Annotated in this window: 13 protein-coding genes and 1 pseudogene; 9 read left to right on the forward strand and 5 right to left on the reverse strand. The window is 66.1% G+C overall.

The features are described 5' to 3' along the window. Positions 1–19: 19 nt before the first annotated feature. From purU to AB4850_RS30370, 5 genes are all read right to left on the reverse strand, one after another. Entirely contained in the window at positions 20–901 is an 882-nt protein-coding gene (gene purU / locus AB4850_RS30350; protein ID WP_414443103.1) for a formyltetrahydrofolate deformylase, read from the reverse strand. Positions 902–1,019: 118 nt separating this feature from the next. Then, complete coding sequence (locus AB4850_RS30355) at positions 1,020–1,871, reverse strand: DUF4743 domain-containing protein (RefSeq protein ID WP_414443104.1); 852 nt, start codon at positions 1,869–1,871, stop codon at positions 1,020–1,022. Between the two features lie 9 nt (positions 1,872–1,880). Further along, the gene (locus tag AB4850_RS30360) at positions 1,881–2,495 is read right to left on the reverse strand and encodes a LysE family translocator (protein ID WP_414443105.1); all 615 of its coding nucleotides are present in this window, start codon (positions 2,493–2,495) and stop codon (positions 1,881–1,883) included. Positions 2,496–2,578: 83 nt separating this feature from the next. Then, on the reverse strand, positions 2,579–3,145 hold the full coding sequence (locus tag AB4850_RS30365; protein WP_414443106.1) for an adenine phosphoribosyltransferase: 567 nt from the start codon (positions 3,143–3,145) through the stop codon (positions 2,579–2,581). A gap of 118 nt (positions 3,146–3,263) precedes the next feature. Beyond that, positions 3,264–5,267, reverse strand: coding sequence for a monovalent cation:proton antiporter-2 (CPA2) family protein (locus AB4850_RS30370; protein ID WP_414443107.1), 2,004 nt, complete (start codon positions 5,265–5,267; stop codon positions 3,264–3,266). Positions 5,268–5,417: 150 nt separating this feature from the next. Here AB4850_RS30370 and kdsD point away from each other — a divergent pair, with 150 nt between their 5' ends. From kdsD to hprK, 9 genes and pseudogenes are all read left to right on the forward strand, one after another. Then, positions 5,418–6,401, forward strand: a complete 984-nt coding sequence (gene kdsD / locus AB4850_RS30375; RefSeq protein WP_414443108.1) for an arabinose 5-phosphate isomerase KdsD — start codon at positions 5,418–5,420, stop codon at positions 6,399–6,401. Further along, entirely contained in the window at positions 6,401–6,940 is a 540-nt protein-coding gene (locus tag AB4850_RS30380) for a KdsC family phosphatase (protein ID WP_414443109.1), read from the forward strand. Before kdsD ends, AB4850_RS30380 begins: the two co-directional genes overlap by 1 nt. A 3-nt stretch (positions 6,941–6,943) precedes the next feature. Then, positions 6,944–7,558 carry an LPS export ABC transporter periplasmic protein LptC gene (gene lptC, locus AB4850_RS30385; protein ID WP_414443110.1) on the forward strand — a complete coding sequence of 205 codons (615 nt, stop codon included), beginning with the start codon at positions 6,944–6,946 and terminating at the stop codon, positions 7,556–7,558. Positions 7,559–7,576: 18 nt separating this feature from the next. Next, positions 7,577–8,248 carry a lipopolysaccharide transport periplasmic protein LptA gene (gene lptA, locus AB4850_RS30390; protein ID WP_414443111.1) on the forward strand — a complete coding sequence of 224 codons (672 nt, stop codon included), beginning with the start codon at positions 7,577–7,579 and terminating at the stop codon, positions 8,246–8,248. Next, positions 8,245–9,021 carry an LPS export ABC transporter ATP-binding protein gene (gene lptB, locus AB4850_RS30395; RefSeq protein WP_414443112.1) on the forward strand — a complete coding sequence of 259 codons (777 nt, stop codon included), beginning with the start codon at positions 8,245–8,247 and terminating at the stop codon, positions 9,019–9,021. Before lptA ends, lptB begins: the two co-directional genes overlap by 4 nt. A 198-nt stretch (positions 9,022–9,219) precedes the next feature. Then, positions 9,220–10,734, forward strand: coding sequence for an RNA polymerase factor sigma-54 (locus AB4850_RS30400; RefSeq protein WP_414443113.1), 1,515 nt, complete (start codon positions 9,220–9,222; stop codon positions 10,732–10,734). Between the two features lie 153 nt (positions 10,735–10,887). Continuing rightward, on the forward strand, positions 10,888–11,253 hold the full coding sequence (gene hpf, locus AB4850_RS30405) for a ribosome hibernation-promoting factor, HPF/YfiA family (protein ID WP_414443114.1): 366 nt from the start codon (positions 10,888–10,890) through the stop codon (positions 11,251–11,253). 126 nt (positions 11,254–11,379) lie between these two features. Next, positions 11,380–11,936 (forward strand): annotated as a pseudogene (locus AB4850_RS30410) (PTS sugar transporter subunit IIA). A gap of 128 nt (positions 11,937–12,064) precedes the next feature. Beyond that, entirely contained in the window at positions 12,065–13,033 is a 969-nt protein-coding gene (gene hprK, locus AB4850_RS30415) for an HPr(Ser) kinase/phosphatase (protein ID WP_013699410.1), read from the forward strand. The last annotated feature ends 65 nt before the right edge of the window (positions 13,034–13,098 follow it).

Consider the following 13,098-nt stretch of genomic DNA (forward strand, 5'->3'; position numbering starts at 1 on the left):
GTTGGTTCAACTCTCCGAATTAACGGAACACCACCGTCTTGGTGCCATTCAGCAGAATCCGGTGCTCGACGTGCCACTTCACGGCACGCGCGAGCGTCACGCATTCCACGTCGCGGCCGATCGCCGTCAGTTGCTCGGGCGTCATGCTGTGGTCCACGCGTTCGACTTCCTGCTCGATGATCGGGCCTTCGTCGAGGTCGGTGGTCACGTAGTGCGCGGTCGCGCCGATCAGCTTCACGCCGCGATCGAAGGCCTGGTAATACGGCTTCGCGCCCTTGAAGCTCGGCAGGAACGAGTGATGGATGTTGATCGCGCGGCCGGCGAGCTGCTCGCACATGTTCGGCGACAGGATCTGCATGTAGCGCGCCAGCACCACCAGGTCGGCCGAATGCTCGCCGATCACGTCCAGCACGCGCGCTTCCTGCGCGGCCTTGGCCTCGGCCGAAGCGCCGGCCATCAGCGGGAAGTGATGGAACGGCACGTCGTAGCTGGCCGCCAGTTGATAGAAATCCTTGTGATTCGACACGATCGCCACGATATCGATCGGCAACTGGCCGGTGCGATAGCGGAACAGCAGGTCGTTCAGGCAATGGCCGATCTTCGACACCAGGATCACGACGCGCGGCTTGGCCCGTGCGTCATGCATTTCCCAGCGCATCTCGAAGCGCTCGGCGAGCGGCGCGAAATCGGTGCGCAGCGTGTCGAGCGTGGCGTCGACATCGCTGCCGGTGGCCTGGTCGAAATGCACGCGCATGAAGAATTCGCTGGTGCGGCTGTCGCCGAACTGCGCGGAATCGACGATATTGGTATCGCGTTCGAACAGGAAGCCGGATACGGCGTGCACGATGCCGTGCTTGTCGGGGCACGACAGTTTCAGGATAAAGCTATGGTCGGTCGACATGACCGCACCTCCATCGTTTGAAGCGGTTGAATCCATGCAGCGCCCGCAGCAAGGTGCGGGCGCCGGTTGTTTCGGTGTGCGAGGCCTGAAGCCTGTGCTGCGCAGTGCCGCGCCGGCTTCAGGCCTCGCGCGGCGGCGCGAACAGCGCATCGATGCCGGGCACGGCATCGGCGGCCAGCGCGCGATGGCGCAGCAGGCTGTCGAGGATCGCGAGGCTCGCGTCCATCGTCGCCTCGCCGGCCGTGAGCCAGCCGATCACCTCGGCCGCATCGGCCAGCCGGTGCTCGGCCACTTCGCCGTCCTGGTTGCGCGGCACGAAATCGTGCGGCAGCGGCAGGTCGTAGACGAAGATCTGCTCGGCCTGAGTGCCCTCGGGAATCTCGCAGAGCACATGCACGGTGCGGCCCGCGATCGCGCGGGCGGCCAGCGCGGCTTCGATGCCGGCTTCTTCCCAGCACTCCTTGGCCAGCGTGTCCTCGACGCCGAGGCCCCAGCCGATGCCGCCCGCCACCACGTTGTCGAGCATGCCCGGATCGGTCGCCTTGGTGTCGCTGCGCCGCCCGATCCACATCCGCAGCGGCTGCGCGGGTGCGTATTCTACGATGCCGTTCAGGTGCACCGCGTAGGTCAGCGTGCCGAAGAAGCGCGACGCGGCGCGCTCGATATAGGCAGCCGGCGGCGCGTCGAAGTGATTGCGGATCGCGTAGATCTCGTTGCGCCAGCCGGGAATCCGACCTTCGGCAGCCAGCGCGCCGATCACGCTGGCGAGCGCCATGCTGCGCGTGTCGGGCGTATCGAGCGCGGCCGCGAGCGCGACGCGCGAAGCGTCGATCTCGAACACGTCGGGCCAGCGGCGCAGCGCGTCGAGGTCGCGGCGGCGAATCCAGCCGAAGCGTTCGCCGGCGATCACGAACGGCACATGCGCGGCTGCATCGAAGCGGCGCGCGGCGGCAATGCAGGAAAACGTCATGGCAGCGGCTCAGTCCTTGAACGCGATGCGCAGGCCGAGCCCGATGAACGTTGCGCCCGCCAGCCGGTCGAGCCAGACACCCGCACGCGGCCGGCGCTTGAGCCAGGCACCGAGCAGCCCCGCGCACAAGCCGAACACCGAGAACACCACCGCCGCCTGCGCCATGAACAGCAGGCCCAGCTCGAACATCTGCAGCGACACCGGCTGCGCGCCGCCCACATCGACGAACTGCGGCAGGAACACCACGAAGAACAGCGTCACTTTCGGGTTCAGCATGTTGCCGATCACGCTCTGCCGGAAGATCGTCAGCAGCGGCTGCGGCGCGCGCGCGTCGGCCGTGGCCAGGCCCTGGCTGCGCAGCGCCTTGATGCCGATCCAGATCAGGTAGGCCGCGCCCGCGAACTTCAGAATGTGGAAGGCCACCGGCGACGAACGCAGCAGCGCCGCCACGCCGAACGCGGCGAGCGTGGTGTGGAACATCACGCCGGCCGCAAAGCCGAGCGCCGACACGAGGCCGGCGGCGCGGCCCTGCGAGATGCCGCGCGCGAGCACCTGAAGGTTGTCGGGGCCGGGCGCGACCGTGATCGCGACCGAGGTGGCGAGGAACAGCAGGAAGTTCGGCATGACCGGGCTAGCTCGCTGGAAGATATCGGGAAAATCGGAAATCGGGGAAAGGAAACACCGTGTTACCGGCGCTCGGGTCACGTTCAGTGGCCCGGAAACTCCGTCACCGTATAGAGCGGCAGGCCGGCGCCGCGCAGCAGCGCCGAGCCGCCGAGGTCGGGCAGATCGATGATCGCCGCACCCTCCACCACCGTCGCGCCGAGCCGCTCGAGCAGCTTCTTGCCGGCCATCATGGTGCCGCCCGTCGCGATCAGGTCGTCGACGATGATCACGCGGTCGCCCGGCTGGCAGGCATCTTCGTGGATCTCGACCGTCGCGCTGCCGTATTCGAGCTCGTACGATTCGGATTGGGTCTTGTACGGCAGCTTGCCGACCTTGCGGATCGGCACGAAGCCGATGTTCAGCTCGTAGGCGACGATCGGCGCGATGATGAAACCGCGCGCGTCCAGCCCGGCCACGTAATCGAGCTTGGCGCCCACGTAGCGCTCCACCAGCAGGTCGATCAGCACGCGCAGCGCCTTCGCGCTCTGCAGGATCGGGGTGATGTCGCGAAACTGCACGCCCGGCTGCGGCCAGTCCGACACCGTGCGCACATGGCGGCGGACGAACTCGGCGGGATCGGGCGACACGCCCGACGGCTGGTGGCTCATGAACTTCTCCGAAACAACGGCGGGCGAAAGCGCGCGCCGTTCAGGCAAATTGGATTGAGTGAATCGAGGGCCGGACCGATGGAGGACAACGCACCGGCAGCGCGCCGATCCGGCAGGCTCAGGCGGCCTGACCACCCTCCCGGCGCGTGCGCGACAGCCGTTCCTCGGCCATCGACAGCGCTTCCGGCAAGCCGCGCAGCACGAGAATGTCGGCCGCGCGCAGTTTGGTGTCCGGGTCCGGCTCCACACCGCGAATGCCGTGCCGCCGGATCGCCGTTACCTCCAACCCGAGCGCATACAGCCCGATCTCCTCGAGGGAGCGGCCGACCGCATCCGAGCGCGCATCGACCGGCACCGATTGTAGCCGCACCTGCTCGTGGTCGTCGTCGTCCGCGTCGTCGGCGCCGCGGAAATAGCCGCGCAGCAGGCTGTAGCGCGCATCGCGCATTTCTTCCACCCGGCGCACCACCCGCCGCATCGGCACGCCCATCAGCACCAGCGTGTGCGACGCCAGCATCAGGCTGCCCTCGACGATCTCCGGGATCACCTCGGTCGCGCCCGAGGCGAGCAGCTTTTCAAGGTCGGCGTCGTCCACCGTGCGCACGATCGCCGGCAGCGTCGGTTCGAGTTCATGGACGTGATGCAGCACGCGCAGCGCGGACGGCGTGTTCGCATAGGTGATCGCCACCGCCGCCGCGCGGTGGATACCGGCCGCGAGCAGCGATTCGCGCCGCGCCGCGTCGCCGAACACCACCGATTCGCCGGCCGCGGCGGCGGCGGCCACGCGGTCGGGGTCCAGATCGAGCGCGACGTAGGCGAGGCCTTCCTGTTCGAGCATCCGCGCCAGGTTCTGGCCCGCCCGGCCGTAGCCGCAGATGATCACATGGCCTTGCTGCTTGAGGCTTTGCGTGGCGATGCGGGTCATTTGCAGCGATTGCTGCATCCATTCCGTCGACGACACGCGCATCACGATCCGGTCCGCGTTCTGGATCAGGAACGGCGCGGCCAGCATCGACAGCAGCATCGAGGCGAGGATCGCCTGCAGCAGCGTCGAATCGACCAGATGGCGGTCGAGGATCAGATTCAGCATCACGAAACCGAACTCGCCGGCCTGCGCGAGCCCGAGCCCGGTGCGGATCGCCACGCCCGGCGTGGCGCCGAACAGCCGCGCGAGCCCGGTGATGGTGGCCGCCTTCAGCAGCACCTGGCCGGCGAAGAACCCCAGCACCAGGAACGGATGCTCCCAGATCACGCGCGGGTCGAGCAGCATCCCGGTGGTTACGAAGAACAGGCCGAGCAGCACGTCGCGGAACGGCTTGATGTCCTCTTCCACCTGATGGCGGTACGGCGTTTCGGAAATCAGCATGCCGGCGATGAACGCGCCGAGCGCGAGCGACAGCCCGAATTTGTCCGTGATGAACGCCGCGCCGAGCGTGACGAGCAACAGGTTCAGCACGAACAGTTCCTGCGAGCGGCGTCGGGCGACCACGTTGAACCAGCGCGTCATGAATTTCTGGCCGACGAACAGCAGCAGCGTGAGCGCCACCACGATCTTGACCGCCGCCAGGCCCAGCGTGACCGCCAGATCCTTCGACGATTCGCCGCCGAACGCCGAAATCACGATCAGCAGCGGCACCACGGCCAGATCCTGGAACAGCAGCACGCCGAAGATGTTGCGGCCGTGCTCGGTCTCGATTTCGAGCCGTTCGGCCAGCATCTTCGAGACGATCGCCGTCGACGACATCGCCAGCGCGCCGCCGAGCGCGATGCTGCCCTGCCACGTGATATGAACCCAATGCTCGAACGCGAAACCGAGCAGCACCGCCACCGCGAGCGTGACCACCACCTGCGCCAGCCCCAGCCCGAACACCAGCCGCTGCATCGCGCGCAGCTTGGCCAGCGAGAATTCCAGGCCGATCGAGAACATCAGGAACACCACGCCGAATTCGGCCAGATGCTCGGCCCGCTCCAGATCGCCGGCAAAACCGAGCGCGTGCGGGCCGACAACGATGCCCACGGTCAGATAACCGAGCATCGGCGGCAGGTTCAGCGAGCGGAACACGACGACCCCCACCACTGAAGCCAGCAGCAGCAGGAGCGTCATTTCGAGCGGGGAAATCACGTGCGAAGGATCCTCGTTCGTCAGGGCGTCGCGACAGGCGAACGCGGGTGGGGCCGCCAAGGGCAGCTCGATGGGCGAGGACAGGACTCCGTCGGGAGCGCGGCTCCAGCACCCGGCGCGGCGAACAAACGCCTTTGTTATACTCCGCGCATGATAGCGAAAATCAATGATGACCGGGCGCTTGCGCTCGCCCGCGACGTGCTCGACATCGAGGCGGATGCGGTACGCGCATTGCGTGACCAGCTCGACGGAGAATTCGTCGGCGCCGTCGGCCTGCTGCTGAATTGTCGCGGCCGCGTGGTCGTGTCCGGCATCGGCAAATCCGGGCATATCGCCCGCAAGATCGCCGCCACGCTGGCCAGCACCGGCACCCCGGCGTTCTTTGTCCATCCGGCCGAAGCGAGCCATGGCGACCTCGGCATGGTAACCGCCGATGATGTCTTCATCGCGATTTCGAATTCGGGCGAATCGCAGGAGCTCGTCGCGATCCTGCCGCTGATCAAGCGGCTCGGCGCCAAGCTGATCGCCATGACGGGCCGGCCGCAATCGAGCCTCGGCCAGTTGTCGGACATCCATCTGTATGCCGGCGTCGAGAAGGAAGCGTGCTCGCTGAACCTCGCGCCCACCGCCAGCACCACCGCCGCGCTCGCACTCGGCGACGCGCTCGCCGTGGTCGTGCTCGACGCGCGCGGCTTCGGCCCCAACGATTTCGCGCGCTCGCACCCGGGCGGCTCGCTGGGCCGGCGCCTGCTGACCCACGTGCGCGACGTGATGCGTACCGGCGACGAAGTGCCGATCGTGCGGCTCGACGCGACACTGTCCGACGCGCTGTTCCAGATCACCGCCAAGCGGATGGGGATGACCGTGGTGGTCGACCAGCACGACCATGTCGCCGGCATCTTCACCGACGGCGACCTGCGCCGCGTGCTCGAACGCGACGGCGATTTCCGCCGCCTGCCGATCGGCGACGTGATGACCCGCCACCCGCGCACCATCGCCCCCGACCATCTGGCGGTCGAAGCCGTGGAACTGATGGAGCGCCACCGAATCAATCAGATGCTGGTGACCGATCCCGACGGCGTGCTGATCGGCGCGCTCAACATGCACGATTTGTTCTCCAATAAGGTGATCTGATGTCCGCTGCTTCCGCCACGGCCGCCGAACGCGCGGGCCGCGTCAAGCTGATGATTTTCGACGTCGACGGCGTGCTGACCGACGGCGGCCTGCACTTCACGGCCGCCGGCGACACCATGAAGTCGTTCAATTCTCAGGATGGCCACGGCCTGAAACTGCTGCGCGAGGCCGGCATCGACACGGCCATCATCACCGGCCGCCGTTCGGAGATCGTCGCCGTGCGCGCCAAGGAACTGCGCATCAGCCATCTGTACCAGGGCGTCGAGCACAAGCTGACGGCGTTCGCCGAGTTGCTGCAGGCCACCGGCGTTTCGTCGGACGAATGCGGTTACATGGGCGATGACTGGCCCGACCTCGGCGTGATGACGCGCTGCGGCTTCGTGGCCGCGCCGGCCAACGCGCATCCGGACGTGCTCGCGCGCGCGCACTTCGTGTCCACCACCGGCGGCGGCTATGGCGCCGCACGTGAAGTGGTCGACACCATCCTGCGCGCCCAGGGCCGCTACGACGCGCTGCTCGCCGCCGCGCTGGGAGCCTGATTCATGTCGCAGCGGCTGCACCTGAGCTCGTTCCTGCCGATCGCGGCGCTCGCCGTGCTGGCGGCCGTCACCTACTGGCTGCTGCAGGCCACGCTGCCGCCGCCAGGCGAGAGCGTCGCGCGTCCGAGAACGCACACGCCCGATTACTTCGCCGACAACTTCTCGGTCACCGAGCTCGATCAATCGGGCGCGACGCAATACCGGCTGACGGCCGTCAAGCTGGTGCACTACGAAGACGACGAGACCAGCCTGCTCACCGCGCCGGCCATGCGCGCGTTCCAGCCCGGCAAGCCGGTGGTCACGGCCACGGCGCAGCGCGGCACGGTCAACGGCGATGTCTCTGTCGTCGATCTGTACGACAACGCGAAGATCCTGCGCGCGGCCGGCGCCGGCGACCCGCCGATGGAAGCCGATTCCCAACATTTCCGGGTGCTGGTCAACGACGATGTGATCGAGACCGAAAAGCCGGTTAAACTTCAGCGCGGTTTGTCGATCGCCAACGCGACCAACGGCATGAAGTACAACAATGTCACCCGGGTCATCGACCTTTACGGCAACGTCCGCGGCACGATCGCCGCGTCCGACTCCGCCGGCGGCCATTCCGGCCAATCCAAGTAACCCAGCTTGCGTGACTGCATGAACGAATCGTTCCCTTGTTTTTCCTCCGGCAGCGCGCGCCGCGCTGTCCGCGCAGGGCTCGCCGCGGCGCTCGTCGCGCTGACGCTCCCGGGCGTCGCGCCGCTCGCGCACGCGGAAAAAGCGGACCAGAACAAACCGATCCAGGTCGAGGCCGACAACCTCACCTATGACGACCTCAAGCAGGTCACCGTCGCCACCGGCAACGTCGTGATCACCAAGGGCACGATCCTGATCAAGGGCGATCGCGTCGAGGTTCGCCAGGATCCGCAGGGCTATCAGTACGCCACGGCCACCATGGCCGCCGGCAACAAGAAGCATGCATCCTTCCGCCAGAAGCGCGAAGGCCTCGACGAGTACATCGACGGCGACGCCGAGCGCATCGATTACGACGGCAAGCAGGACCTGACCACGCTCACGCGCAATGCCACCGTGCGCCGCCTGCAAGGCCTGACCACCGTGGGCGATACGGTCCACGGCAGCGTCATCACGTATGACGGCCAGCGCGACTTCTACACCGCCAAGGGCGGCAGCGACGTCGCCGCGCCGGGCAACCCCACCGGCCGCGTGCGCGCGATGCTGTCGCCGAAGAACGGCGGCCCGGCACCGCTGAACGGCGCCAGCGCCACGCTCGTGCCGTCGAACACCATGCAGGGAGAGTCGAACCCGTGACCGCCCTGCCGAACCGCCAGCCCGCCGGCACCACGAGCTCGCTCGTGGTCCGCAACCTGAAGAAGCGCTATGGCTCGCGCACCGTCGTCAAGGATGTCTCGCTCGACGTGAAAAGCGGCGAAGTGGTCGGCCTGCTCGGCCCGAACGGCGCCGGCAAGACCACCTCGTTCTACATGATCGTCGGCCTGGTGCCGCTCGACGCCGGCGACATCTCGCTGAACGGCAGCCCGATCAGCCTGCTGCCGATCCACAAGCGCGCCTCGCTGGGCCTCTCGTACCTGCCGCAGGAAGCCTCGGTGTTCCGCAAGCTGACCGTCGAGGAGAACATCCGCGCCGTGCTCGAACTGCAGCACGGCGACAACGGCAAGCTGCTGTCGAAGGACGAGATCGCCTCGCGCACCGAAGCGCTGCTCGACGAACTGCAGATCGCCCACTTGCGCGAGAACCCGGCGCTGTCGCTGTCGGGCGGCGAGCGCCGCCGCGTGGAAATCGCCCGTGCGCTGGCCAGCAACCCGAGCTTCATCCTGCTCGACGAGCCGTTCGCCGGCGTCGACCCGATCGCGGTGCTGGAAATCCAGAAGATCGTCAAATTCCTGAAGCAGCGAAACATCGGCGTGCTGATCACCGATCACAACGTCCGCGAAACGCTCGGCATTTGCGACCACGCCTACATCATCAGCGACGGCTCCGTGCTCGCATCCGGCGCGCCGCAGGACATCATCGAGAACGAGAACGTCCGCCGCGTCTACCTCGGCGAGCATTTCCGCATGTAAGCGGGCGCCGCGGCGCCGCCCGGCGCGCGGCCACCCACCAAGCACCCCGCCGGTCCGGGCGCGGCGCGATCGGCCGCGCGTCGCGGCCATGCGCCCGCACGACGGTGCGCGGGCGCACCACTCGCGATCTTCGTGTCATCCCGCCTCCCGCAACGCGCCGCCTACGTGGCAAACTTCAGGTAACGATTCCTTTTTGCCATGAAAGCCAGCCTCCAACTTCGCCTGTCGCAGCACCTCGCGCTTACGCCCCAGCTTCAGCAGTCGATCCGGCTGCTGCAGCTGTCGACGCTCGAATTGCAGCAGGAAGTCGCGATGGCCATCGCCCAGAACCCGCTGCTCGAGAACGACGAGTGGCTCGCGAGCCCGCTGCGCGTGGGTGCCGACGGCACGCTGATCCCGCAGGCGCCGCCGTCCTCGGCACCCGAGCCGATGCACGGCAACGGCTCGTCGAGCAGCAGCAGTTCGGATTCATCGAGCGAGCGATCGGACCGCGACGAGCGTAACGGCGACGATTACGACTCCTATGGATCCGACGGCGGCGATTCGAGCCAGTGGAACCTGGAAGATTACGGCCGCTCGTCGAGCGCCTCCGATGACGACGATCTCCCGCCGCTGCAGGTGCAGGAAGCCACGACCTCGCTGCGCGAGCATCTTTCGTCGCAGTTGCGCGTCACGCAGGCCGGCCCGCGCGACCGCGCGCTGGTCATGTTCCTGATCGAATCGCTGGACGACGACGGCTATCTCGGCGCGGCGCTCGACGAGGTCATGACCGACCTGCCCGAAGAACTCGAAGTGGATGTGGACGAACTGGGCGCCGCGCTCGCACTGCTGCACAGCTTCGATCCGGCCGGCGTCGGCGCGCGCTCGGCATCCGAATGCCTGCGCCTGCAACTGCTGCGGCTCGATCCGTCCCCCACGCGCTCGCTGTCGCTCGACATCGTCTCGCAGCATCTCGAACTGCTGGCCGCGCGCGACTTCACGCGGCTGCGCAAGCACCTGAAGGCCAACGACGACGAGCTGCGCGACGCGCATGCGCTGATCCGCTCGCTCGAACCGTTCCCGGGCGCCGCCTACGGCAAGTCTGAAGCCGACTACGTGGTGCCCGACATCATGGTCCGCAAGAGCGGCCAGAACTGGATCGCGGAGCTCAATCCGGAGGTGGTGCCGAAGCTGCGCATCAATCATCTGTACGCCAACATCCTGCGCAACAGCCGAGGCGATCCGAGCACCGGATCGCTGAAGCAGCAGCTCCAGGAAGCACGCTGGCTGATCAAGAATATCCAGCAGCGTTTCGAGACGATTTTGCGTGTCGCGCAGGCCATCGTGGAGCGTCAGAAGAACTTTTTTACGCACGGCGAAATTGCCATGCGCCCCTTGGTTTTGCGGGAAATAGCTGATACGCTGGGCCTACACGAGTCGACTGTCTCCCGTGTGACAACCGGCAAATACATGCTGACCCCGTTCGGTACTCTTGAATTTAAGTACTTCTTCGGGTCGCATGTTTCGACAGACACGGGGGGCGCTGCCTCTTCCACGGCAATCCGCGCCCTCATCAAGCAACTGATAGGAGCCGAAGACCAGAAATCTCCTCTATCGGACAGCCGAATAGCCGAACTGCTGGCGGAACAAGGGTTCGTGGTAGCGCGTCGTACGGTTGCGAAATATCGCGAAGCCCTCAAGATCCCGGCAGTCAATCTGCGCAAGTCTCTGTAGCCCGCTGCTTGCGGCGGGCGTTTTCCGGCCGCCGCGCTGTCGAAGGCATAGTCCGCCCAAGGCCAGCTCCGTCATCATCCGATCCCACGGAGATCGCCCTGCCGGCAGGCATAGCCTCTACATGCACCGGGGTCATCTGCATGGAGAAACACTATGAACTTGAAGATCAGCGGACACCATCTCGACTTGACGCCTGCCATTCGCGAGTACGTAATCACCAAGCTCGACAGGGTGTTACGGCATAGCGATCAGGTGATCGATGGCACTGTGATCCTCTCGGTCGACAACCATAAGGAAAAGGACAGGCAGCAGCGCGCAGAAATCAATCTGCATCTGAAGGGCAAGGATATCTTCGTCGAAAGCGCCAACGGCAGCCTGTATGCGGCGATCGATCTGTTGATCGACAAGCTCGACCGCCAGGTGGTCAAGCACATGGAACGTCTGCAGACTCACGCACACGAACCGATCAAGCATCAGCATCAACCGGTACTCGATCAGATCGAGTTGCCGCCGCAGTAAATCCGGCGCCTCGCGCGCCAGCAAAACCGCCCGTTCCGACGGGCGGTTTTTTTGTTCCACGCCTTGTCGGTATCACGTACGAACCGGATCGATCACGCCACACCAGGCGAACGTCCGTGCTCTATAATGTTCGGGTTATTACCGGGATGTGCCGGCAACCCGCTTCCCGACAGGGAACGTTCGTTTACCGCCGCGAGGAGACCCCAGGCCACCCCCTGCCTGTCAACATGAATCGCCTAGCCAAAATCCTGCCACTGGAGAACGTCGTCATCGACCTCTCCGTCACCAGCAAGAAACGCGTGTTCGAACAAGCCGGTCTGATCTTCGAAAATCAGAACGGCATCGGCCGCAGCATCGTCACCGACAACCTGTTCGCGCGTGAGCGTCTTGGCTCGACTGGCCTCGGCGAAGGCGTCGCCATTCCACATGGCCGCATCAAGGGTCTCAAGCATCCGCTCGCCGGCTTCGTCCGGCTGGCCGAGGCGATTCCCTTCGAAGCGCCGGATGGTCAGCCCGTCTCGCTCCTGATCTTCCTGCTGGTGCCCGAACAGGCCACCCAGCAGCACCTCGAGATCCTGTCCGAAATCGCGCAACTGCTGTCCGATCGCGAGGCCCGCGAACGCCTGCACACCGAACCGGATCGTAACGAGTTGCATCGTCTCCTCACTCAATGGCAACCTTGAGCTGATTCGGGCGGAAGGCTTCCCCGCGACGGGTGGCGCGTACCGCCCGGCCCTGCCGCCCGCAGCCGGTCCGGCGCCGCAGAGCGTCCGGCTTATTGGCGCACCGGCCATTTGGAGTGACGCACGCAATGGATACGTCCAGCATCAACGCCCAGAGCATCTTCGACGACAACGCAGCCATGCTCAAACTGAGCTGGCTGACGGGGCATGAAGGCTGGGAGCGCGGGTTTTCGGCCGAGACGGTCGGCAACGCCACTTCGAGCGCCGATCTCGTCGGCCACTTGAACCTGATCCACCCGAACCGGATCCAGGTGCTCGGTGAAGCGGAAATCGAGTACTACCAACGACAAACCGACGAAGACCGCTCGCGCCACATGGCCGAGCTGATCGCGCTCGAACCGCCGTTCCTGGTGGTCGCGGGCGGTGCCGCAGCACCGCCGGAGCTGGTGCTGCGCTGCACCCGCTCGTCCACCCCGCTGTTCACCACGCCGATGTCGGCCGCCGCCGTGATCGACAGCCTGCGCCTCTACATGTCGCGCATTCTCGCGCCGCGTGCCACGCTGCACGGCGTGTTCCTCGACATCCTCGGCATGGGCGTGCTGCTGACCGGCGATTCGGGCCTCGGCAAGAGCGAACTCGGCCTCGAACTGATCAGCCGCGGCCACGGCCTGGTGGCCGACGACGCCGTCGATTTCGTGCGACTCGGCCCCGATTTCGTCGAAGGCCGCTGTCCGCCGCTGCTGCAAAACCTGCTCGAAGTGCGCGGCCTCGGCCTGCTCGACATCAAGACGATCTTCGGCGAAACCGCCGTGCGCCGGAAAATGAAGCTGAAGCTGATCGTCCAGTTGGTCCGTCGCCCCGACGGCGAATTCCAGCGCCTGCCGCTCGAAAGCCAGACCGTCGACGTGCTCGGCCTGCCGATCAGCAAGGTCACGATCCAGGTGGCGGCCGGCCGCAACCTCGCCGTGCTGGTCGAAGCCGCGGTGCGCAACACGATCCTGCAACTGCGCGGCATCGATACGCTGCGCGATTTCATGGATCGCCAGCGTCTCGCCATGCAGGATCCCGACAGCCAATTCCCCGGCAAGCTCGTCTGACCGGCGCCGGCGCCACGCCCTAACGGGCCGGCGCGCCGGTGCTATGATGCATCGTCTGGTTTTTC

This window comes from Burkholderia sp. 22PA0106 (assembly GCF_047497155.1).
Lineage (GTDB): Bacteria > Pseudomonadota > Gammaproteobacteria > Burkholderiales > Burkholderiaceae > Burkholderia.